Here is a 21903-nt window from a genome sequence, read left to right as displayed (position 1 = left end):
TCCTACCACCATTCCCCGGCAGTACCTACACAGAAATGTGTTGGTGGTAGGAGCGGAGCACCCAATCTTGTGGACTTCCTAGAGAAGTCCTAGGGGTGAAGTGATCGGTAAACACGATCACCGGGAACCAGTGATATCCCGAACCCGACAGGTCATGCTTCGTAAGCGCCTCCTGGAAAACACCACGAAAATGAACAAGAATTTTGCCCCTGCGCGAATTGCCATCTCCGGACTTCTAGCCCTCGGACTTTCTGGCGGTGTAGCCGCCACGACCGCGTCGTCGCAAGCTTCCGCAGCAACTCCAGTTCCCAGCCGCGTCAAAGCCGCTGGATTCTCCGCCCGCATGGGCGCCCAGGCCGTCAACGTCGCTGCCACCAAGCGTGGCACCCCCTACCGCTACGGAGCCGCTGGCCCCCGCGCATTTGACTGCTCAGGCCTCGTCCAGTGGACCTACGCCCGCGTGGGTAAAAAGATGCCCCGCACCGCCCAAGACCAGTACCGGGCCACCAAGCGCATCGCCCGCAGCACCGCACGCCCCGGCGACCTCGTCTTCTACGGCAGCTCCCAGAAGTACCACGTCGGCATCTACGCCGGTAACGGAAAAATGTGGCACGCCCCCCGCACCGGCCAGAACGTCAAACTAGTCAACGTGTACGGGTCTCCCTCGTACGGCCGCGTCCGCTGATAACAGCAACACTGCCCTACCGACAGCTCAGGAGCGCACCGATACAACCGGTGCGCTCCTGAGCTGCACCTACCGCATTAAAAACTCACGAAACTACTCCCCCACATACGTGCGCTGAACCCGCCGACCAATCCCGGTAAGAACTTCATACGAAATTGTCCCCAGCGCCTGCGCCATATCATCAGCGCCAAAACATCCATCACCTGCACCACCCAGCAACACCACCTCAGTACCCATCGACTCAACCGCACCTTGCCCCAGATCAAGCAACAACTGATCCATACACACACGCCCAACCACCGGCACCGGCCGCCCAGCCACACACGCACGCGCCACATTCGACAGCCCCCGCCGGTACCCATCGGCGTACCCGACCGGAACAGTTGCAATCACTGTTTCTCTTGGTGTCGTCCACGTCCGCCCATACGAGACCGTCTCCCCCGCTGCCACAGTCTTCACCACAGAAATAGGTGCACGCCACTGCAATACCGGCTCCACCTGCACCGAACGCACTGTCCTGGCATCCGGGTAATACCCATACGCCAAAATTCCCGGCCGCACCATAGACCCCCAAGACTGCGGATACGCCAGCACACCTCCGGAATTCGCTGCATGCACCAGCTCAGGGAAATACCCCAACGCCTCCGCAACCTGCGGAACAGCCTCACCAAACCGCACGATCTGTTCCTCAGTAAACGCCACACACCCAGGGTCTGGATCATCTGCAACAGCGAAATGCGTGAACACACCCTGCACCCGAAGATCAGGACACCTCGCAGCAACATGCGCAGCCAACAGCCCCGCATGCGTAAACTCCACCCCCACCCGACGCATCCCCGTATCGATTTTCAACTGCACCGGCACCGGACCATCCCAATACGGCTGCTGCCCAGCCTGCCGCAACGCCGCCACCGCTGCCTGGACAGCATCCGCCTCTGCAGCTGACTGAACTGACAACACCACCCCTGCTCGCAACCCCACCTCAAGCTCGCCATGAAGCGCCGGAGACATTTTGAGAATCGGTAGCTCCACACCAGCCTTGCGCAGCTCCAACCCTTCCGCGACCGTCGCCACCCCAAGCCAATCCACCAGCTTGCGTTCCTGAACGAAACGCGACACCGCCACCGCGCCGTGACCATACGCATCGGCCTTCACCGGCAACAAAACACCTCGCCCCGACCCCACGTGCGAACGAATCGCACGCAAGTTCGAAGCGAGGCGATCTAGCCGAACCACAGCCCACGAAGGGCCGCTCTGCCCCTCCTCCACCACGTCGGACAGAGAAAAAGACAATGCATGTTCGGTCGAGGTATTCACCCCGGAATCATCACACGTTGAACCCTAGAGCGCGCAGTTGCTCCCGACCATCCTCGGTGATCTTGTCCGGGCCCCACGGCGGCATCCACACCCAGTTAATACGGTGATCATCAACAATTCCGCTCAGCGCCATAGCAGTTTGCTCTTCAATGACATCCGTAAGCGGGCATGCCGCACTCGTCAACGTCATATCAATCGTGGCTCGCCGCTCACCATCAACAACAACGCCATACACCAAGCCAAGATCAACCACATTGATACCCAGCTCAGGGTCAACCACATCACGCATGGCTTCTTCTACATCAGCCGATGTTGGTAGCGAAGTCACCGCAGGCTTGTCCTCATACGGATTCGCGTCTGTGGTCTCATCACCAGATGGGCTGGTTTCACTCATATATGTCTCCTGATAGGACGACGCTCAACGCGCCAGTAACGCCTGTGTCTATTTCACAGCCCGAAGCTGCCGGTCAGCAATCGATAGATCCACCGGCACGAGCAACAGCATCAGTGAACGCCGACCACGACAAAAGGGCACACTTCACTCGCGCCGGATACTGAGAAACCCCAGCGAACGCGACACCATCACCGATGGTCTCCTCGTCCCCTGCATCTTTGCCCCGGCTGGTCAGCATCGCCTTCATCGCCTCATAGGTGTGCATCGCCTCACCCAACGGGTGCCCAATAATCTCCTGCGCCAACACAGAAGCCGACGCCACCGAAATCGAACACCCCTGCGCGTCATAAGACACGTCCTGCACCATAGCTTCGGCGCCCTTCTCCGCGTTCAACAAGTGAACCCGCAGCGTGATCTCATCGCCACAGCTGGTGTTGACGTGATGCACCTCCGCACCAAACGGAGCACGCAACCCCGCATGCTGTGGATGTTTGCTGTGATCAAGGATCAATTCCTGATACATGTCCATTACAGGCTCACCCCGAAAATCGACGGGATCCGATCCAAAGCCGCCGCCCAGGCATCAATCTCGTCATGAGTGGTGTACACAGAAAAACTGGCCCGCGTGCTAGCAGTAACACCCAGCTTGCGGTGCAGCGGCCCTGCACAGTGGTGACCGCTGCGCACAGCGACACCGGAATCATCAAGAATCTGCGCCACGTCATGCGGATGCACATCTTTAACCGTAAAAGCCAACGCGCCAACACGATCAGAGGCCTCCAACGGCCCCAGCACCGTCATCCACGGACGCTGCGCCGCAACCTCAAGCGCATGCTCCATCAACTCCTGATCATGGGCCTCAACCTTGTCCATGCCCAGATCACAGAGATAACGAGCAGCAGCCGCCAGTGCAATGCTCTGCGATACCACTGGCGTTCCTGCTTCAAAGCGGGTCGGCGGGGGGAGGTAGGTTGTCTTCTCCATCCGCACGAGCTCGATCATTGACCCGCCTGTGGTGTATGGCGGCATCGCAGCCAACAGCTCACGCCTACCCCACAGCACGCCGATCCCAAGCGGGCCAAGCATTTTGTGACCGGTGAAAGCAACGAAGTCCGCGCCCAGAGAGCGCACATCGACCGCCATATGTGGCACTGACTGCGCCGCATCCACAAGCACCAACGCTCCCACGGCATGTGCCTTAGCCGCTACCGAAGCGACGTCGTTACGGGTGGCCAGCACGTTCGACACCTGGGTCAAGGAAACCAGTTTGGTCCTCTCACTGAGCACCTCGCCCCAGGCTTCATCAGGGATTCTTCCGGAATCATCGAACGTCACCCACCGCAGTGTCGCCCCTGTGCGGCGACACAACTCTTGCCATGGGACAAGGTTCGCGTGATGTTCCATCTCGGTGATGACGATTTCGTCCCCAGGGCCCACACGCAACCGTGCAGCCAATGACTCCTCGACACCATCAAGGGCTCCAGGCGCAGCCGCGTTCGACAACGCATACGCAACGAGATTGATCGACTCTGTCGCATTCCGCGTGAAAACAATCTCGTCGACCTCAGCGCCCACGAAACCTGCGATCGTTGCGCGTGCCTGCTCATAGGCCTCTGTTGCCTCTTCAGCGATAGCGTGCGCCCCGCGATGCACCGCGGCATGGTAGTGCGCGTAGTAATCGCTTTCGGCGTCGATAACGACCTGAGGCTTAAGCGACGTCGCTCCCGAGTCCAGGTACACCAGCTGGCGGCCACCGCGGACTGTCCGCGCCAATTCCGGAAAATCAGCTCGGATACGCACAAGATCATCCTGCGTGAACGTGCTGGTCATGTCACCTCCGTGAGGAATTGGTACCGGCAAGGTGTGCCGTACCGGTACAGGAAAAGCGATCAGGCGTTCGCGTTAACGAAACGGTCGTAGCCGTTCGCTTCCAGCTCCTCCGCCAGTTCCGGGCCGCCGTGCTCAACAAAACGTCCTTTGACGAATACGTGCACATAGTCCGGCTTGATGTACCGCAAAATGCGGGTGTAGTGCGTGATGAGCAACGTGCCCATCTCATTAGCCTCAGCGGCACGGTTCACGCCTTCAGAAACGATGCGCAGCGCGTCAATATCCAAGCCTGAGTCAGTCTCGTCAAGAATGGCCATCTTCGGCTTCAACAATTCAAGCTGCAGGATCTCGTGACGCTTCTTTTCACCGCCGGAGAACCCGGAGTTGATGTCACGCTCAGCGAAGGCCGGGTCCATCTGCAACCGCGCCATCGCCTCCTTGACCTCTTTAACCCAGGTGCGCAGCTTCGGTGCCTGACCGTCAATAGCGGTCTTGGAGGTACGCAGGAAGTTACTCACCGAGACACCTGGCACCTCGACCGGGTACTGCATCGCAAGGAAAACGCCCGCCTTAGCACGCTCGTCAACACTCATCGCCAGCACGTCTTCGCCATCGAGAGTGACCGACCCGCCGATCACGTTGTATTTCGGGTGCCCGGCCAGCGAGTACGCCAACGTGGACTTTCCGGAACCGTTCGGTCCCATCACGGCGTGCGTCTCACCAGAGTTGATAGTGAGGTCAACGCCTTTAAGGATCTCTTTGGGGCCGCTCTCGGTGTCAACCGAGACGCGCAATCCTTCAATTTTGAGAGTGGACATTTCGCGGATCTCTCCTCGCGTGTGCAAGTTCGGAAGTTCAAAAGGTGCGTCCCCGCATGTGCTGGGGAACACAGAAATCAAGCGTTGATGCGGCGGGTGGGGTCGACGTACACGTTCTCGTCCATCACCCGCACCGCATACACGCCCACCGGCGCGAACGCGGGAGGGCACTGCGGCTGGCCCGAGCGCAGATCGAAGCGGGCACCGTGAAGCCAGCACTCGACCTCACAGCCTTCAACATCACCCTCAGCGAGACTGACCGCACCGTGCGTGCACAGCTCATCAATCGCATGTACCTGGCCGTCTTCATCGCGGACGATTGCCATGCGTATGTCACCGACAACTGCCGGTGCGCCACCGACTTCGGGTAGGTCCGCCACTGAGCAGACAAGTTCGAACGCCTCGCTCATGCCTGTGACTCCTGCTCAGCTTTGATGCGCGCAGATGCCTCCAGCTCAACCTCAATTGCTGCGGTGAGTCGATCCACGACCTCATCGATACCGATCTTCTTGATGACCTCAGCAAAGAAGGCATGGACAATCATGCGGCGTGCTTCGTCTTCTGCGATGCCGCGGCTCATCAGGTAGAAGAGTTGTTCATCATCGAAACGTCCGGTTGTGGAAGCGTGCCCGGCACCGACGATTTCACCGGTCTCGATCTCCAAGTTGGGAACGGAGTCCGCGCGCGGCCCATCAGTAAGAACAAGGTTGCGGTTCATCTCGTACGTCTCGGTGCCTTCAGCTGCGGCGCGGATGAGCACATCCCCCACCCACACAGTGTGGGCTTCCTCGCCCTGCAGGGCGCCTTTGTACTCCACGTTGGAGTAGCAGTGCGGCTCAGAGTGGTCGACGTAAAGACGGTGTTCGAGGTGTTGACCGGCATCAGCGAAATACACGCCCAAGCCTTCAAAACGGCCACCGGTTCCGGCGTACGTGGCGTTCGTGTTGACCCGCACGATCTTGCCGGACAAGCTCACCGCGATGTGCCGCACCGAGGCATCACGCCCCACGACCACGTCGTGCTGTGCAAGGTGAACGGCGTCGTCATCCCATTCCTGCAGTGACACCACTGACAGGTCGGCGCCATCGCCAGTAACAATTGACACCAAAGAGCCCAAACGTGCCGAACCGGTGTGCCGCAGCACAAGACGAGCACGCGAATGCCGTCCCGCCGTGACGAGCAGGTGCGAGAACACTGCCTGACCCTGCCCCACGGTGGGCACACGGATCGGCTCAGTGACATCAACATCAGCGGGGATGTCGATGCGCAGCACTGCGCCAGCTCGGGATGCGGTGACCGCGGCAGCACGGTCTCCACCAGGCTGAGCGCCCAGCTCACGCGCCTCTTCCAGGGTCACAATCGAGGCAGTGACGCCCTCAGGAAGGTCAGTGGGCACCTGGGGTGGTACGCATGCTTCACCTTCGGCGAAGAAATCACCGAGGCGATCAACCGGGGTGAAACGCCAGTCTTCTTCACGCCCATGCGGAACGGAGAAGTCAGACGGAGTAAACGAACGTGTGCGCTCAGCGCGGGACTGCTCCGGAACAAAGCCTTGCCCCGTGGAGGGCGTTACGGTTTCTGGGGTGACGAGCGGCATCAGCCGACGGCTCCTTCCATCTGCAGCTCGATGAGACGGTTCAGCTCAAGGGCGTACTCCATGGGCAGCTCACGCGCGATGGGCTCAACGAACCCGCGCACAATCACGGCCATGGCTTCGTCCTCGGTCAGGCCTCGGGACATGAGGTAGAACAACTGGTCTTCGCTGACCTTGGAAACAGTCGCTTCGTGCCCCATCTGGACATCGTCTTCACGGATGTCGACGTACGGATAGGTGTCCGAGCGGCTGATGAGGTCAACCAGCAAGGCGTCACACTTGACGGTCGATTTAGAGCCGTGCGCGCCCTCATCCACCTGGACGAGACCGCGGTACGAAGCGCGACCACCGCCACGGGCAACGGATTTGCTGATGATGTTGCTTGAGGTGTTCGGGGCGGCGTGCACCATCTTGGAACCGGTGTCTTGGTGTTGGCCTTCGCCAGCGAACGCGATCGACAATGTCTCGCCTTGGGCGTGCTCACCGAGCAGCCACACAGCCGGGTATTTCATCGTCACTTTGGAGCCGATGTTCCCGTCGACCCATTCCATCGTGGCGCCTGCTTCGCAGGTGGCGCGTTTGGTGACGAGGTTGTAGACGTTGTTGGACCAGTTCTGGATGGTCGTGTAGCGCACACGCGCATCCTTTTTGACAACGATCTCGACCACCGCGGAGTGCAGCGAATCAGTCTTGTAGATCGGGGCGGTGCAGCCCTCGACATAGTGCACGTAAGAGCCCTCGTCAGCAATGATCAGCGTGCGCTCAAACTGGCCCATGTTTTCCGTGTTGATGCGGAAGTACGCCTGCAGCGGGATATCCACGTGCACACCCGGGGGCACGTAGATAAACGATCCACCGGACCACACGGCCGTGTTCAGTGCCGCGAACTTGTTGTCACCGGCAGGAATGACCGAGCCGAAGTACTCCTTGAAAAGTTCTTCGTGCTCACGCAAGCCGGTGTCCGTGTCGACGAAGATGACACCTTTTTCTTCAAGGTCTTCACGAATCTGGTGGTAGACAACCTCAGATTCATACTGCGCGGCTACACCTGCCACCAGACGCTGCTTCTCCGCCTCCGGGATGCCCAGCTTGTCGTAGGTAGCTTTGATGTCTTCAGGCAGATCGTCCCACGTGGTGGCCTGCTTCTCCGTTGATTTAACGAAGTACTTGATGTTCTGGAAGTCGATACCTGTCAAATCAGCACCCCACGCAGGCATGGGTTTCTTATCGAACAGGCGTAGCGCCTTCAGACGCAGTTTTTCCATCCATGCAGGCTCGTTCTTGCGTTTCGAGATGTCAGTGACGACATCTTCATTCAAGCCCCGTCGAGCACTTGCCCCGGCTGCGTCGCTGTCGGCCCAGCCGAACTCATACCGGCCAAGATCCTTCAGGCCCGGATTGAGCTCTTCGATGTTGGTGCTCATCGCGGAGTCCTTTCATCATCTTTTATCTCGTGATTGCTGCGTGTCCGCGACCCGTGAGCTCGCACTGCGCGCGGTGTAGAAGTGCGGCACACATCTGCGCCGGAAGAACGATGCACCCTGATTGCAGGGACAAATGTGGTGCACACGTGGCCACCACCAGCCAGCGTGGAAAGGCGCTGCACGTGAACGCCCAAAAGATCAGCGAATGCCGCTGCTTCGGCATCACACAACGACTGATACTCGGCCGCAACCGTTTGCACCGGGCAGTGCCCCTGGCACAATTGCACCCCCGCTGTGGCGACATCGTCGCTCGTTGACCCTGCAGGCACCGGGCCTTGCACAGAGCGGGCAGTTGCAGCGAACCCAGCGTCCGTCAGTGCCTCCGCCAATGCCACGGCGCGGCTAATCGGGTCCGGGCCGGCTTTCTCTACCTGCGGCGCTAGCGTGGCAACAAGATCCGCTGCTCGCTGAGCAGCGAACTCCTCCACCGCTTCAGGGCCCAGGCGGGTGCTTAAAAATCGCAAGGCTGCTCGTGCGATGTCGTCGTAGGCGGCGTCAAGGCTGCGGTGTGCCGCGTCCGTCACCACATATACGCGGGCTGGTCGACCTCGACCTCGCCCAGAGATGTTGGTTTCACTGCCCGCAATGAACTGCTCTTCTTCCAGGGCAGTCAGGTGACGGCGCACCGCTGCCGGAGTGAGCTGTAGGTCTTCAGCGATCTGTGCTGCGGTAATAGGGCCGTTTTCAACGATGCGGCGTAATACCTGTTCGCGGGTACCCGCGCCTGTTGCGCGAGCAGTTTCCGCCCGGGCAGCAGGACGAGACGTGGATGCTTCATCCATAGCCATAACCCCCTGACGGATCGGAACTGTCGAGACACCTCAGCGATAAACGCAACATCATTCTTGCTTAATTCTGGAAACCAGCAAAGAAGGGTCACCTAACCCGCATGCAACAGGCCGCAACAACCGACCCTCAGTACGCCCCGCAGATAGACTCCGGCACGTGTCACGTCCAGCCGTGCTCGTACAGCACCTCGTCAAACAATTCGGAACAACCACAGCCGTAGCCGACGCCACCTGGTCAGCAAACCCCGGAGCCATCACCACCGTCCTGGGCCCTAACGGCTCCGGAAAAACCACCACCATGGAATGCCTCGAAGGCCTCCAAACCCCCACCTCCGGAACCGTCCGCGTCCTGGAAACCAACCCCCTCACCGCCGACCCCGAACACCGCGCCCGCGTAGGCGTCATGCTCCAAGACGGCGGCCTACCCAACACCGTCACCAGCGGCAGACTCCTACGCCACCTCGCCAACCTCTACCGCAACCCCATCCCCCCGGCCGAACTCGCCGACCGTCTCGACCTAACCAGCTTCGAAAAAACCACCGTCCGACGTCTCTCCGGCGGACAACGCCGACGCCTGGCCCTGGCCGCCGCCATCATCGGCCGCCCCCGCGTCCTCTTCCTCGACGAACCCGCGGCCGGCCTAGATCCCCACGCTCGCCTCGACGTCTGGGACTTAGTCACCGAGCTACGCAACGCAGGCGTGTGCGTCATCATCACCACCCACTCCTTCGAAGAAGCCGAACGCCTCGCCGACCACGTCGTCGTCATGAACGAAGGCACCGTCGTCGCCGACGGAACTGTCCAGCACATCGCCGGAAACGACACCCTCGAAAACGCCTTCTTCAACCTCACCCCACGCCAGCACCGCAGCTTCACATCCCAGCAATGGATCAACGACCCCACAACCACGGAAGACTCCGCATGAGCGTCACAACCACCACCCCCTGCGGCCCTGCGCCCCGCCGCACCATCATCCTTTCTCACGCACGCTTCGAACTAGGCACCCTGCTACGCAACGGCGAACAGCTCCTCGTCTCACTCATCCTTCCCCTGCTGGCCCTAGCTGCGTTCACCTACATCAACCTGCCCACCTCGCACGCCACCAACCACACCCCCATCAACCTCATCACCCCCGGCGTACTCGCCCTAGCCATCACCTCCACCGCCTTCACCGGCCAAGCAATCTCCACCGGATTCGACAGACGCAATGGCGTACTGCGCTACCTGGGCGTCACTCCCCTGGGCCGCACTGGACTCATCTGGGCCAAAGCTATCGCCGTACTCACCCTGGAAATCATCCAACTCCTCATCATCTCCGCAGCCGCTCTCGCGCTGGGCTGGCGCCCTGAACCACTCAGCTTTCTCCTTTTCGTGCCAACCTGGATCCTCGGCACCTGGTGCTTCGTTGCCTTCGCCCTCCTGCTGGCCGGAACCCTGCGCGCCGAAGCCGTGCTCGCCCTGGCCAACCTCATTTGGGTGCTCCTCGTTGGCCTCGGTGGCGTCCTGTTCCCACCCGCCATCCTTCCTACATGGCTCGCCCCTGTCATCTCCTGGCTACCCGCTGCAGCCCTGGGCGAAAGCAGTCGCGCAGCCCTCCTCAACAACATGACAGACCCCACCGCACTCATCCTGCTCGCCGCATGGGCCACACTGGCCACATGGGCAACCGCGCGCTTCTTCCGCTGGTCCGACTAACCAGCCGGACCAGCACAACTGTTGCGGCAGCAAGCACTACAACACCCGCATATGAAACTGGTCGCCGCCTACAGACGCGTCCGTGACACAGACACTAAGCTCGCCTCATCAATAAGCTCTCAAGCTGCACCACCGTCACAACCATTAATGTCAGCCGCTAAATCGAGGGAAATATCGACTCTACGCGAAACCCAACTACCGCAATTAAGGAGCTGCGCTCTAGGGAGCCTGCTCTCAAACTCAAAACTGCGGTGTACATGGTGAAAAAATCAGCGCAGCCTGATCCTTTTCACCAAGAAAGCGTGGAGGACACCTGGGCACCTCCACATACTCCACCTGAACCCACCCCGTAGAGTCTGCAGCGTGACCCAGACACAGTAGAGTCTGCAGCGTGACCCAGACACACAACTCCCCCACACCCCCAGCAGCCAGCACCGACCCCCGCTGGATATTTCCCCTCCTCATCGCCAACCTCATCGCCGAGATGGGCATCGTCGTCACTGGAGGGCTGGTCCGCCTCACCAAATCAGGACTGGGATGCTCCACCTGGCCCCAATGCACCCCTGGCTCATTCGTGCCCACCGCCACCCAACCCGAAGGCTTCCACAAATACATTGAATTCGGGAACCGCACACTGACCTTCGTGCTCTCTGCCCTGGCTGTCGCCGTCGTCGTCGCAGCCTACAAATACCTCCGCGGACGCGGCTACCTCGCCCCAGCCACGGTTATCCTTCTCGGCGTCCTCGCCCAAGCTATCGTCGGTGGAATCACTGTCCTGACTGGCCTGAATCCAGCCACCGTGGCATTCCACTTCCTCGCCTCGATGATTCTCGTTGCCGCAGCCACCCTGCTCGTTGTCCGATACGTCAACGAAAACCGCCCCAGCAGCACCTTCCCCCGCCCCGTTATCATCCTCGGACGCGCCATCATCGCCATCTACACCGTCGTACTCATCCTCGGAACCGTTGTCACCGGGTCAGGGCCCCACTCCGGCGACGCAGCCACACCTGCCCGCCTCAACTTCGACATTCGGGCAGTCTCGTGGTTGCACGCCGACTTCGTGACCGCATTCCTGGGCCTCGTGATCGGCATGCTCGTCGCGGTGTACCTCTGCAGCCCTGACCACGGCCCCCGCCGCGCCTGGAACGCCGTCCTGGCCGTGACCATCCTGCAAGGCCTGCTCGGATACACCCAATACCTCCTGGCCGTACCCGAAGGTCTCGTGCTGGCTCACATGACCCTCGCAGCGGTCTTGACCGCCTCAGTCACCTGGGCATACATGACACTGCGACCCCACCCCGCAGCAATAAAAACGTCCGCTACCCCACCCCAGGCAGCGGACGTCACGAAGTGACCTAGATGCCGCTGGCCCTCACAGGCCAAGCGGCACAAAAATCAGCGGATCTACAGCCACACCAACAAACAGCAACGTCAAATAACTAATCGAAAAATGGAACAACCGCATCGGTTTCAACGCAGCCAACGTGGTGTTCTCTGGATCCTTCGCCCGCTTCAACAGCATGTGCGATTCCCGGATGAACAACGCCCCTGAAGCCACCGCCGTCACTGAATACACCCACCCCATCGGGGCCACCGGGATTAGCGCCAACGAAACAGCAACAGTCGCCCAGGCGTACACAACCACCTGACGCGCCACTGACACATCTCGCGCCACCACCGGCAACATCGGAACACCCGCCGCTGCGTAATCGTCTTTAAAACGCATCGACAACGGCCAGTAATGCGGCGGCGTCCAGAAAAACACCACCAAGAAAAGAATGATTGGAGCCCAGCCAATAGAGTTCGTCACCGCAGCCCAGGCAATCAGTACCGGCATGCATCCAGCAGCGCCACCCCACACAATGTTCTGCGCCGTCCGACGCTTCAACACCATCGTGTAAAACACGACATACAAAAAAAGCGCAGTCAACGCCAGCGCCGCCGACAACACATTGACGAACCACACCAACGTCACTACCGCAGCCACGCCCAACAACACCGCGAAAACAAGCGCGCCACGCTCCGAAACCGCACCCGTAGCCAACGGGCGATTCTCAGTACGATGCATCAAACGATCGATGTCGCGATCCAAATAACAGTTGAAAACGTTCGACGACGCCGCCGCCAGCGTTCCCCCCACCAAAGTCGCCGCGATCAAACCGACAGACGGCACCCCCCGCTCAGCAAGGAACATCACGGGAAACGTCGTCACAAGCAGCAGCTCGATAATGCGCGGCTTCGTCAACGAGACATAGTCACGCAGAACCTGCCGCCACGACCGCGAGGTATCCCCTCCGGGAGCCGAATTCGCTCGAGGTTGTATAGCAGTCACGGTGTCCTTCAATGTGAGAAACAGGGCGGCGCCAAAGGCAAAGGCACGAAGCCTCGCACAGACCATTCACGGCGGCTTTCTACTTTGCCGCACGTGATGAGGATCACTCCACCCAAGGGCCGGATCAACGGCCAGCATACGCGGCTCAGATCACATCGAGGCCCCAGACCCCCCAACCTCGTCGCCAACACCCCACACCTTGTGTACTAAAGCCCACAAAGTCACCTCGGTGCCGCGAACAACACACGACAATGTGAAGAGCGCTGCGACACGCGCCGATAGGGTCAAAGAGGAAACCCGCAAGGCACCCGCCCCGGGAACAACCGTGTCTCATCCGGTGTTGCAGAAGGTCCGCGCCACCAACCCGCTGACCACGCCTCACCTGCATCAACGATTTGGATCAGGAGCACCTTGAATATGAGTGAAAACTCCACGGCTACAACACGCGACGCCTCGTTGCAGCCGCTGAAAGCTGACGCCCTCGGCTGGAACAACACCGACCGCCGTGCCGTCGACACAGCAAAAATCCTCGCCGCCGACGCGGTACAGCACAAAGGAGACGGCCACCCGGGCTCAGCCGTCTCACTGGCACCGGTCGCATACCTGCTCTACCACGACATCATGAACTACGACCCGTCCGATACTCACTGGCTCGGACGCGACCGATTCGTTCTCTCCGCAGGACACTCCAGCCTCACCCAGTACATCGCCCTCTACCAGGCAGGCATCGGCCTGGAACTCGAAGACATCAAAGCCCTACGCACCTGGGGCTCCAAAACCCCCGGCCACCCCGAGTTCCACCACACCGACGGCGTTGAAGTAACCACCGGCCCCCTCGGCTCAGGTCTAGCCACCGCCGTCGGAATGGCCTTCGAACAACGCCGCCTCCGCGGCCTGCTCGACCCCGACGCTCCCGAAGGAACCAGCCCCTTCGACCACCACATCTACGTCCTCGCCGGAGACGGATGTCTACAGGAAGGCGTCGCTAGCGAAGCCTGCTCCCTGGCCGGAACCCAACAACTGGGCAACCTCACCCTCATCTACGACCAAAACCTCATCTCAATTGAGGACCGCACCGACATCTCCTTCACCGAAGACGTCGCCCAACGCTACGAGTCCTACGGCTGGGATGTCCGCCACGTCGACTGGCGCGGAGAAAACATCTCCTCCGAATACGTCGAAGATGTCGACGCCCTCGCCGCAGCTATCAACGACGGCAAAAAAGTCACCGACAAACCCACCATCGTCATCCTGCGCACGATCATCTCCTGGCCCGCACCAACCAAGCAGGACACTGGCGCATCACACGGCTCCGCACTCGGCGCCGACGAAATCGCCAACATGAAGAAACTGCTCGGCTTCGACCCTGAAAAAACCTTCGAAGTCGACAACGACGTCATCACCCACACCCGCGAATCCTTCGCCACCAAAGGCGCCAAAGCCCGCGAAGAATGGCAAGGACGCTACGACGCCTGGAAAGCAGCCAACCCCGAACGCGCCGCATTCCTCCAGCGCCTCATCGACCACAAACTCCCCGATGGATTCGCCGAAGCATTCCCGGTCTTCGAAGCATCCGAAAAAGGCCTCGCCACCCGCGCAGCCTCCGGGAAAATCCTTTCCGCACTCGCCGACGTGATGCCCGAACTATGGGGCGGATCAGCCGACCTAGCCGGATCCAACAACACAACCATGGACGGCCAACCCAGCTTCATCCCCGCCGAACACTCCACCAGCAAATTCTCCGGCACCAAATACGGCCGCACCCTCCACTTCGGCATCCGTGAAAACGGTATGGGCATGATCCTCAACGGCATCGCCTTGTCCGGACTCACCCGCCCCTACGGCGGCACCTTCCTGACCTTCTCGGACTACATGCGCCCTGCTGTTCGCCTGGCCGCGCTGCAGGACATCCCCGCCACCTTCGTCTGGACCCACGACTCCATCGGGCTCGGCGAAGACGGCCCCACCCACCAACCCATCGAACACCTCCCCTCACTACGCCTCATTCCTCAACTAGACGTAGTCCGCCCCGGCGACGCCAACGAAACCGCCATCGCCTGGCGCACAATCCTCGAAAACCGACGCGCTACCGGCATCGTCCTATCCCGTCAAGCAATGCCCACCCTGGACCGCACTCGCTTCGCCTCCGCCGAAGGAGTCGCCAAGGGCGCATACGTCCTCGCTGACACCGACGGCACCCCCGACGTGGTCATCATCGGCACCGGCTCCGAACTGCATCTAGCAGTCCAAGCAGCCGAACAGCTCTCCGCTGAAGGCATCAAAGCACGCGTCGTCTCTGCCCCCTGCCTCGAATGGTTCGAAGCACAAGAGAAGTCCTACCGCGAAAGCGTCATCCCCACCGACGTGAAAGCACGCGTCGCCGTCGAAGCCGCACACCCAGCCCTGTGGCGCACCATCGTCGGAGACGCCGGACGCATCATCGGCATCGACCACTTCGGCGCATCCGCCGACAGCGCCACGCTCTACCGCGAGTTCGGCATCACTACCGAAGCAGTCGTTGCGGCTGCCAAAGAGTCCATCGCTGCAGTAGAAGGAAACTGATTCACATGACCATCAACAGCAACATCAAAGCCCTCGCCGACGCCGGCGTCTCCGTCTGGCTCGATGATCTCTCCCGCACCCTCATCTCCAGCGGAAACCTGCAAAAACTCATCGACGAATCTGGCGTAGTAGGCGTAACCACCAACCCCACAATCTTCGCCACCGCACTATCCAACGGCGAAGCCTACGCCGACCAGGTAGCACAACTGGCCGCCGCCAACACCCCCGTTGACGATGCCGTCTTCGCCATCACCACAGACGACGTCCGCAACGCCTGCGACGTCCTCAAACCCATCTACGACGCCACCGGCGGCAAAGACGGACGCGTCTCCATCGAGGTCGACCCACGCCTGGCCCACGAAACTGACGCCACCGTCGACATGGCCAAAAAGCTCTACGCCACCGTCGACCGCGAAAACGTGATGATCAAAATCCCCGCCACCACAGCGGGCCTACCAGCCATCACAGCCGTCCTTGCCGAAGGCATCTCCGTCAACGTCACCCTTATCTTCTCTCTCGACCAATACCGCGGAGTCCTGGCAGCCTTCATCGAAGGCATCGAGAAAGCCAAGGAGGCAGGCAAAGACATCAGCAAGATCCACTCCGTGGCATCTTTCTTCGTCAGCCGCGTCGACACCGAAATCGACCCTCGACTCGAAAAGATCGGCACCGACGAAGCACTCGCTCTGCGCGGAAAAGCAGCAATCGCCAACGCACGCCTGGCCTACCAAGTTTTCGAAGAAGCCTTCGCCACCAGCCGCTGGGACGTCCTCGAAGCAGCAGGCGCAAACAAACAACGCGCGCTGTGGGCATCCACCGGTGTGAAAAATCCCGAATACGACGACACCATGTACGTGGTCGACCTCGCCGCACCACACACGGTCAACACCATGCCCGGCAAAACCCTCGAAGCTGTCGCCGACCATGGCAAGGTCCGCGCCAACGCCATCGCTGGCAGCTACGAAGACTCCCAAGCCACCCTCGACAAGCTCGCCGCCCTCGGAATCTCCTACGACGAGGTCGTCACCAAGCTCGAAAAGGAAGGCGTCGAAAAATTCGAGAAGTCCTGGACCGAACTCCTGGACTCCCTCACCAGTGAACTGGAGGCCAAGAGCAAGTGAGTTCAGCGCGAGAGCCTGCAGCGGGGAATCCCCTCCGCGACCCTCGAGATAAACGACTCCCCCGCATCGCTGGGCCCTGCAGCCTAGTCATGTTCGGAGTCACCGGAGACCTATCCCGCAAAAAACTCCTACCAGCCATCTACGACCTGGCAAACCGCGGCCTCCTACCCGCCGGATTCAGCCTGATCGGATTTGGCCGCCGCGACTGGGACGACAACCGATTCGCCCAATTCGTGAAGGAGTCAGTGCAGGCCCACTCGCGCACTCCCTTCCGGTCAGAAACCTGGGACCAACTCGTCGGCGGTTTCCGGTTCGTCACCGGCGCTTTCGACGACGAAGAATCCTTCCACCGACTCAGTGAGGTCGTGGTTGCTGCCGATACCGAACGCGGCACCGGCGGCAACCACGCCTTCTACCTATCCATCCCACCCAACGCATTCGCAAAAGTCTGCGGACTCCTGCACAAAACCGGCCTCGCCGACGACAGCGACGGCTGGCGCCGCGTCGTCATCGAAAAACCCTTCGGCCACGACCTCGAATCCGCACGCGAACTCGACCGCGTTATATCCGATGTCTTCCCACCAGACTCGATCTTCCGCATCGACCACTACCTCGGCAAAGAAACCGTACAAAACATCCTGGCGCTTCGATTCGCGAACCAAATGTTCGAACCCATCTGGAACGCCCACTACGTCGACCACGTCCAAATCACCATGGCCGAAGACATCGGCATCGGCGGGCGCGCCGGCTACTACGACGGAATCGGTGCCGCCCGCGACGTCATCCAAAACCACCTCCTCCAGCTCCTGGCCCTCACCGCCATGGAAGAGCCCATCGCCTTCGACGCCGACCACCTACGCACCGAAAAAGAAAAAGCCCTAGCCAGCGTCATCATCCCCGGCCCCATCGAAGAATGCACCGCACGAGGCCAATACGCAGCCGGGTGGCAAGGTTCCGAACACGTCGCGGCATACCTCGATGAAGAAGGCGTCAACCCCTCCTCCCACACCGAAACATTCGCTGCCGTCAAACTCGAAGTCGCTACCCGCCGCTGGGCCGGTGTGCCCTTCTACCTGCGCACCGGAAAACGCCTCGCCAAACGCGTCACCGAAGTCGCAGTCGTTTTCCGCAAAGCACCACATCTGCCCTTCGACCAAACCGCCACCGGAGAACTCGGCGCCAACGCCATCGTCATCCGCGTCCAACCCGACGAAGGCATCACCTTGCGATTCGGCGCCAAAGTACCCGGAGATCAAATGGAAGTCCGCGACGTCACCATGGACTTCGGATACGGGCGCGCCTTCACCGAGTCCAGTCCCGAAGCGTACGAACGCCTCATCCTCGACGCCCTTATCGGCGACCCACCCCTGTTCCCTCGCCACGAAGAAGTCGAGCTCTCCTGGAAAATTCTCGATCCCATCACCACACACTGGGAAAACAGCACCACTCGTCCAGAGCAATACACCCCCGGGGCGTGGGGGCCCAAGAGCGCACATGAGCTGCTCGAACGCGACGGCCGTCAGTGGAGGATGCCATGATCATCGAACTGCCCGACACCTCTATCCCCGCCGTCGCTAAACGCATCATCTCCGTACGCGAAAACAACGGTGCCATGGCGTTAGGCCGGGTTATGACCCTCGTGGTCATCACCGAAGAAGAAACACTCGAACCCGTACTCCACGAAGCCCAAAACGCCACCCGCCAACACCCCAGCCGCATCATCGTGGTGGTTTCAGGAAACCCGAACAGCCGAAACAAAGTTGACGCCGAAGTGCGCATCGGCGGAGACGCCGGAGCAAGCGAAATCGTTGTTTTGAAGCTTTACGGCGAACTCACCCAACACGGCTCAGCTGTCGTCCTTCCCCTCCTATTAGCCGACTCCCCCATCGTGGCCTGGTGGCCCCGCACCGCCCCTCATAACGTCGCTGCCGACCCCATCGGTGTCCTAGCGCAACGGCGCATCACCGACGCTCAAGCACAAAAAGAATCCATCAACTCCATGCATCACCGCGCCGAGCACTACCACCCCGGCGACACTGACCTCGCCTGGACCCGCACCACCAGATGGCGCGGAGTACTCGCCTCACTGATGGAACAACCACCACACGAAAACGTCACCGCAGCAACAGTCACCGGCAACCCTGACTCAGCCTCTGCACACCTACTCGCCGCGTGGCTCCAAGTACGGCTACAAGTGCCGGTGCAGCTGCTCACCACCACAGATCAAGAAGGAATCTACGGAGTAACCCTCGAACGCCCATCCGGAACCACCCAACTCCTCCGCCCCGACGGTGCCACCGGATACATCACCCACCCCGGTGAACCCGAACGCTGTATCTCCCTGCCTCGGCGAAACGACGACGAGAGCCTCGCTGACGAGCTCTCCCGACTCGATGCCGACGAACCCTACGCCGAAGCACTCCGACTCGGCCTACCCGAAGTCACCATCACCCCGCAGCAGCACAGACGCTCCCCCGCCTAACAGCAGCAAAATAGGGGTGGGGCCCAACCTTCAAGGCTGGGCCCCACCCCTATGTGTTACAGCTGGGCGAAAACCACCTAACCGGCGAAACGTGTAATAAGCCCCAGCCCAACGATCGATGCCAGCCACACCAACGCAATAAGAATCGTGTAGCGGTTGAGGTTACGTTCAGCCACCGACGAGCCACCCACAGTTGCGTGCATGGCACCACCGAACATCTCGGAGACGCCGCCACCCTGCCCCTTGTGCATGAGGATCAGAACGGTGAGGAACAAACTCGTGATGACCAGCACAACCTTGAGAACGATCGAGAGAATGTCCATGCGGTACTCCTGACCTGCCAAGCTTGACGGTACAGCGGGCACGGCGGTGCCCAATCCACTCATGAGTGTAGGCGATCACGTCGCTGCAGACGCGGCACAACCTGCGACTGCAGCGACGAGGCCGCTCAGAAACACTTAACCTCAAACAGTCCAGGCTCAGTTGCCAGCCTGCTGGTAGGTGCAAATCGGTGTGAAATCCTCTGCCTTCAACGAAGCGCCACCAACAAGCGCGCCATCAACATCGGGCTGCGCCATGATCTCCACAACATTACCGGCCTTGACCGAACCGCCGTACAAAACACGTACAGCTTCAGCAGTCTGCTGGTCGTACAGCTCCGCGAGCTTGCCACGGATCGCTGCGCAGACCTCCTGAGCATCGGCTGGTGTAGCAACCTCGCCAGTACCAATAGCCCAAATGGGTTCGTAAGCAATAACAATGCTCTTAACCTGCTCCACCGGGATACCGGCCAGGTCCGCTTCAATCTGGCCCAGAACATGCTCGACCTGACGGTTCTCTTTACGAACCTCAAGAGCCTCACCGCAGCACAAAATAGGCGTAAGGCCGTGACGGTAGGCCGCCTTCACCTTACGGTTCAGCAGCTCGTCATTCTCGTGGTGGTATTCGCGACGCTCGCTGTGCCCAACCAGAACGTACGTGCATCCCAGCGCTTTGAGCATGTCACCTGAGATTTCACCGGTGTAGGCGCCACCATCATGCTCAGAGATGTCCTGCGCACCATAAGCCAGCTTCATGTTGTCGCCCTCAACGAGGGTCTGGACTGTGCGGATGTCAGTGAAAGGCGGCACAACTGCGACCTCTACCGCCTCAAAGTCGTGCTTGGCGTCCTTCAACGCCCAGTCAAGCTTCTGTACCAAGTGGGCGCCCTGCTGGTGGTCCAGGTTCATCTTCCAGTTGCCCGCCATCAGGGGCGTACGGTTGCTCATCTCTCTCCTCGAACACGACTCTGTTACAACAAAAAAAGGGGGTATTGCTGCCCAGGGAACCGGGGCGTCTTTGTGCAGTGGCCACCAATCGGGGCCACCGCACAAAGAGGAAGCTACTTACTTAGAAAGAATCTCGATACCCGGCAGCGCCTTACCTTCGAGGTACTCGAGGCTGGCGCCACCACCGGTAGAAATGTGACCGAAGTCGTTGTCAGAGAAGCCCAGGCTCCGCACAGCAGCAGCCGAATCACCACCACCGACAACCGTCAACGCGCCACTCTTGGTCGTCTCAACAAGCGCAGCTGCAACGGCTTTGGTGCCACCAGCGAACGACCCCATCTCGAAGGCACCCATCGGCCCATTCCAGAAAATGGTTTTGCAGTCCTCGAGCTTGGAAGCAAACAACTTCTCCGTCTCAGGACCAATATCAAGACCCATCTGATCGGCAGGGATTTCCTCAGAAGAAACCACCGAAATCGGTCCATCCTCACCAAACTCCGGAGCGATCCGCGTGTCAACCGGCAACACCAGCTCGACACCGTTGGCCTCGGCAGCCTCGATGAAGCCCTTGCACGCCTCGATCTTCTCCGGGTCAAGCAGGCTCTTACCCACCTCGAAACCACGAGCAGCCTGGAACGTATACGCCATACCGCCACCGATGATCAGACGATCCGCGGTCTTCATCAGGTTCTCAATGACGGCCAGCTTGTCAGCAACCTTTGCGCCACCCAACACCACTGCGTACGGACGCGCAGGCTCCTCGGTCAAGCGCTTAAGCACCTCAACCTCAGAACGCACCAACCCACCGGCGTACGCAGGAAGTCGCGTCGCAATGTCATACACCGAGGCCTGCTTACGGTGAACCACACCGAAGCCATCAGAAACATATGCGTCAGCCAACGCGGCAAGCTTGTCGGCGAACGCTCCTCGCTCAGCCTCGTCCTTGCTTGTCTCACCAGCGTTGAAACGCAGGTTCTCCAACAACGCGACCTGGCCATCCTGCAATCCAGCAACAACGCTGGCAGCAGAGTCACCCACCGTGTCCTCAGCGAACGCGACATCCAAACCAAGCAGCTCACTCAAACGCCCCACTACCGGCTTAAGCGAGTACTTTTCCTCTGGCGTGCCCTTTGGACGCCCCAAGTGAGCCACCACAATAACCCGCGCACCTGCATCAGCTAGCGCCTTAATCGTGGGGATCGATGCCCGCACACGACCGTCATCAGTGATGTTGCGGGATTCATCCAGCGGCACGTTCAAGTCGCTACGAACCAGCACGCGCTTACCGCTCACACCCGAGTTAATAAGCTCCTCGGTGGTCTTCATACGCATTCACTCCTTTAGAGCCCGACCACATGGACAACACCACGAGCCGGACGATGCAAAGTTCAGGTAGATCAAGCCCGCATCCACACCGGAACGAGCCCAGACAACGACGCGTGCGCCGGGCGACCGGGATTCCGGCCACCCGGCGCACGCGCGAAGTCAATGCGAAGCGACGGAGACGATGACGTGATCAGCCACTCCGTGCCA

General features: G+C 60.2%; 21 protein-coding genes. 8 read left to right on the top strand and 13 right to left on the bottom strand.

Features of this window, described 5'->3' with window-relative positions:
• The first annotated feature begins 190 nt into the window (after positions 1 to 190).
• A complete protein-coding gene (locus AC2T9U_RS05050) occupies positions 191 to 685 on the top strand; it encodes a C40 family peptidase (RefSeq protein WP_258553147.1) in 495 nt (164 codons plus the stop codon).
• 93 nt (positions 686 to 778) lie between these two features.
• Here the strand turns inward: AC2T9U_RS05050 and alr are convergent, their stop codons facing one another.
• From alr to AC2T9U_RS05005, 9 genes are all read right to left on the bottom strand, one after another.
• On the bottom strand, positions 779 to 2002 hold the full coding sequence (gene alr, locus AC2T9U_RS05045) for an alanine racemase (RefSeq protein ID WP_493696808.1): 1224 nt from the start codon (positions 2000 to 2002) through the stop codon (positions 779 to 781).
• A gap of 10 nt (positions 2003 to 2012) precedes the next feature.
• Entirely contained in the window at positions 2013 to 2291 is a 279-nt protein-coding gene (locus AC2T9U_RS05040; RefSeq protein ID WP_051277332.1) for a metal-sulfur cluster assembly factor, read from the bottom strand.
• 178 nt (positions 2292 to 2469) lie between these two features.
• Complete coding sequence (gene sufU, locus AC2T9U_RS05035) at positions 2470 to 2925, bottom strand: Fe-S cluster assembly sulfur transfer protein SufU (RefSeq protein WP_493696807.1); 456 nt, start codon at positions 2923 to 2925, stop codon at positions 2470 to 2472.
• Entirely contained in the window at positions 2925 to 4226 is a 1302-nt protein-coding gene (locus AC2T9U_RS05030; RefSeq protein WP_493696806.1) for an aminotransferase class V-fold PLP-dependent enzyme, read from the bottom strand. The genes sufU and AC2T9U_RS05030 overlap by 1 nt, the downstream gene beginning before the upstream one ends.
• A gap of 59 nt (positions 4227 to 4285) precedes the next feature.
• Positions 4286 to 5044, bottom strand: a complete 759-nt coding sequence (sufC, locus tag AC2T9U_RS05025) for a Fe-S cluster assembly ATPase SufC (RefSeq protein ID WP_028326314.1) — start codon at positions 5042 to 5044, stop codon at positions 4286 to 4288.
• A gap of 77 nt (positions 5045 to 5121) precedes the next feature.
• A complete protein-coding gene (locus AC2T9U_RS05020) occupies positions 5122 to 5454 on the bottom strand; it encodes a non-heme iron oxygenase ferredoxin subunit (protein WP_115030514.1) in 333 nt (110 codons plus the stop codon).
• Positions 5451 to 6641, bottom strand: coding sequence for a Fe-S cluster assembly protein SufD (gene sufD, locus AC2T9U_RS05015; RefSeq protein ID WP_208303525.1), 1191 nt, complete (start codon positions 6639 to 6641; stop codon positions 5451 to 5453). Before sufD ends, AC2T9U_RS05020 begins: the two co-directional genes overlap by 4 nt.
• Complete coding sequence (gene sufB / locus AC2T9U_RS05010) at positions 6641 to 8062, bottom strand: Fe-S cluster assembly protein SufB (RefSeq protein ID WP_028326316.1); 1422 nt, start codon at positions 8060 to 8062, stop codon at positions 6641 to 6643. Before sufB ends, sufD begins: the two co-directional genes overlap by 1 nt.
• Complete coding sequence (locus AC2T9U_RS05005; protein ID WP_493696805.1) at positions 8059 to 8904, bottom strand: helix-turn-helix transcriptional regulator; 846 nt, start codon at positions 8902 to 8904, stop codon at positions 8059 to 8061. The genes sufB and AC2T9U_RS05005 overlap by 4 nt, the downstream gene beginning before the upstream one ends.
• A gap of 163 nt (positions 8905 to 9067) precedes the next feature.
• Between AC2T9U_RS05005 and AC2T9U_RS05000 the strand changes: the two genes are divergently transcribed.
• The 3 genes from AC2T9U_RS05000 to AC2T9U_RS04990 all read left to right on the top strand — a co-directional run bounded on the left by AC2T9U_RS05000 (position 9068) and on the right by AC2T9U_RS04990 (position 11959).
• The gene (locus tag AC2T9U_RS05000; protein WP_493696804.1) at positions 9068 to 9835 is read left to right on the top strand and encodes an ABC transporter ATP-binding protein; all 768 of its coding nucleotides are present in this window, start codon (positions 9068 to 9070) and stop codon (positions 9833 to 9835) included.
• The gene (locus AC2T9U_RS04995) at positions 9832 to 10605 is read left to right on the top strand and encodes an ABC transporter permease (RefSeq protein ID WP_493696803.1); all 774 of its coding nucleotides are present in this window, start codon (positions 9832 to 9834) and stop codon (positions 10603 to 10605) included. Before AC2T9U_RS05000 ends, AC2T9U_RS04995 begins: the two co-directional genes overlap by 4 nt.
• A gap of 391 nt (positions 10606 to 10996) precedes the next feature.
• On the top strand, positions 10997 to 11959 hold the full coding sequence (locus tag AC2T9U_RS04990; RefSeq protein ID WP_493696802.1) for a COX15/CtaA family protein: 963 nt from the start codon (positions 10997 to 10999) through the stop codon (positions 11957 to 11959).
• 18 nt (positions 11960 to 11977) lie between these two features.
• Here the strand turns inward: AC2T9U_RS04990 and AC2T9U_RS04985 are convergent, their stop codons facing one another.
• Positions 11978 to 12937: a heme o synthase gene (locus AC2T9U_RS04985; RefSeq protein WP_341746827.1), complete on the bottom strand. Its 960-nt coding sequence runs from the start codon at positions 12935 to 12937 to the stop codon at positions 11978 to 11980.
• A 417-nt stretch (positions 12938 to 13354) separates the two neighbouring features.
• On the opposite strand from AC2T9U_RS04985, the gene tkt reads away from it, so the two are divergent.
• Genes tkt through AC2T9U_RS04965 form a run of 4 tightly spaced genes read left to right on the top strand, consistent with a single transcriptional unit; the run spans position 13355 to position 19102 of the window.
• Positions 13355 to 15499 carry a transketolase gene (gene tkt, locus AC2T9U_RS04980; RefSeq protein ID WP_208303529.1) on the top strand — a complete coding sequence of 715 codons (2145 nt, stop codon included), beginning with the start codon at positions 13355 to 13357 and terminating at the stop codon, positions 15497 to 15499.
• A gap of 5 nt (positions 15500 to 15504) precedes the next feature.
• On the top strand, positions 15505 to 16620 hold the full coding sequence (gene tal / locus AC2T9U_RS04975; protein WP_115030519.1) for a transaldolase: 1116 nt from the start codon (positions 15505 to 15507) through the stop codon (positions 16618 to 16620).
• Positions 16617 to 18158 (top strand): glucose-6-phosphate dehydrogenase, encoded by a 1542-nt coding sequence (gene zwf / locus AC2T9U_RS04970; RefSeq protein WP_493696801.1) that lies wholly within the window; start codon positions 16617 to 16619, stop codon positions 18156 to 18158. The genes tal and zwf overlap by 4 nt, the downstream gene beginning before the upstream one ends.
• Positions 18155 to 19102, top strand: a complete 948-nt coding sequence (locus AC2T9U_RS04965) for a glucose-6-phosphate dehydrogenase assembly protein OpcA (RefSeq protein WP_493696800.1) — start codon at positions 18155 to 18157, stop codon at positions 19100 to 19102. The genes zwf and AC2T9U_RS04965 overlap by 4 nt, the downstream gene beginning before the upstream one ends.
• 77 nt (positions 19103 to 19179) lie before the next feature.
• On the opposite strand, the gene secG is transcribed toward AC2T9U_RS04965, so the two are convergent.
• The 3 genes from secG to AC2T9U_RS04950 form a co-directional block, all read right to left on the bottom strand.
• Positions 19180 to 19425, bottom strand: coding sequence for a preprotein translocase subunit SecG (secG, locus tag AC2T9U_RS04960; RefSeq protein ID WP_028326324.1), 246 nt, complete (start codon positions 19423 to 19425; stop codon positions 19180 to 19182).
• 156 nt (positions 19426 to 19581) lie between these two features.
• A complete protein-coding gene (tpiA, locus tag AC2T9U_RS04955) occupies positions 19582 to 20370 on the bottom strand; it encodes a triose-phosphate isomerase (protein ID WP_493696799.1) in 789 nt (262 codons plus the stop codon).
• Between the two features lie 117 nt (positions 20371 to 20487).
• Complete coding sequence (locus AC2T9U_RS04950; protein WP_493696798.1) at positions 20488 to 21696, bottom strand: phosphoglycerate kinase; 1209 nt, start codon at positions 21694 to 21696, stop codon at positions 20488 to 20490.
• Between the last annotated feature and the right edge of the window lie 207 nt (positions 21697 to 21903).

This window comes from Dermatophilus sp. B7861-1 (assembly GCF_058996045.1).
Note: the sequence above shows the minus strand (reverse complement) of the source record. Positions and strands in the feature narration are given on the sequence as shown.

Coding starts and splice junctions, on each gene's coding strand:
- secG (WP_028326324.1), bottom strand. CDS start 19,425: ATGGACATTCTCTCGATCGTTCTCAAGGTTGTGCTGGTCATCACGAGT.
- tkt (WP_208303529.1), top strand. CDS start 13,355: ATGAGTGAAAACTCCACGGCTACAACACGCGACGCCTCGTTGCAGCCG.
- AC2T9U_RS05005 (WP_493696805.1), bottom strand. CDS start 8,904: ATGGATGAAGCATCCACGTCTCGTCCTGCTGCCCGGGCGGAAACTGCT.
- sufC (WP_028326314.1), bottom strand. CDS start 5,044: ATGTCCACTCTCAAAATTGAAGGATTGCGCGTCTCGGTTGACACCGAG.
- AC2T9U_RS05020 (WP_115030514.1), bottom strand. CDS start 5,454: ATGAGCGAGGCGTTCGAACTTGTCTGCTCAGTGGCGGACCTACCCGAA.
- AC2T9U_RS05050 (WP_258553147.1), top strand. CDS start 191: ATGAACAAGAATTTTGCCCCTGCGCGAATTGCCATCTCCGGACTTCTA.
- AC2T9U_RS05030 (WP_493696806.1), bottom strand. CDS start 4,226: ATGACCAGCACGTTCACGCAGGATGATCTTGTGCGTATCCGAGCTGAT.
- tal (WP_115030519.1), top strand. CDS start 15,505: ATGACCATCAACAGCAACATCAAAGCCCTCGCCGACGCCGGCGTCTCC.
- AC2T9U_RS04950 (WP_493696798.1), bottom strand. CDS start 21,696: ATGAAGACCACCGAGGAGCTTATTAACTCGGGTGTGAGCGGTAAGCGC.
- AC2T9U_RS04965 (WP_493696800.1), top strand. CDS start 18,155: ATGATCATCGAACTGCCCGACACCTCTATCCCCGCCGTCGCTAAACGC.
- AC2T9U_RS04995 (WP_493696803.1), top strand. CDS start 9,832: ATGAGCGTCACAACCACCACCCCCTGCGGCCCTGCGCCCCGCCGCACC.
- sufU (WP_493696807.1), bottom strand. CDS start 2,925: ATGGACATGTATCAGGAATTGATCCTTGATCACAGCAAACATCCACAG.
- sufB (WP_028326316.1), bottom strand. CDS start 8,062: ATGAGCACCAACATCGAAGAGCTCAATCCGGGCCTGAAGGATCTTGGC.
- AC2T9U_RS05040 (WP_051277332.1), bottom strand. CDS start 2,291: ATGCGTGATGTGGTTGACCCTGAGCTGGGTATCAATGTGGTTGATCTT.
- tpiA (WP_493696799.1), bottom strand. CDS start 20,370: ATGAGCAACCGTACGCCCCTGATGGCGGGCAACTGGAAGATGAACCTG.
- sufD (WP_208303525.1), bottom strand. CDS start 6,641: ATGCCGCTCGTCACCCCAGAAACCGTAACGCCCTCCACGGGGCAAGGC.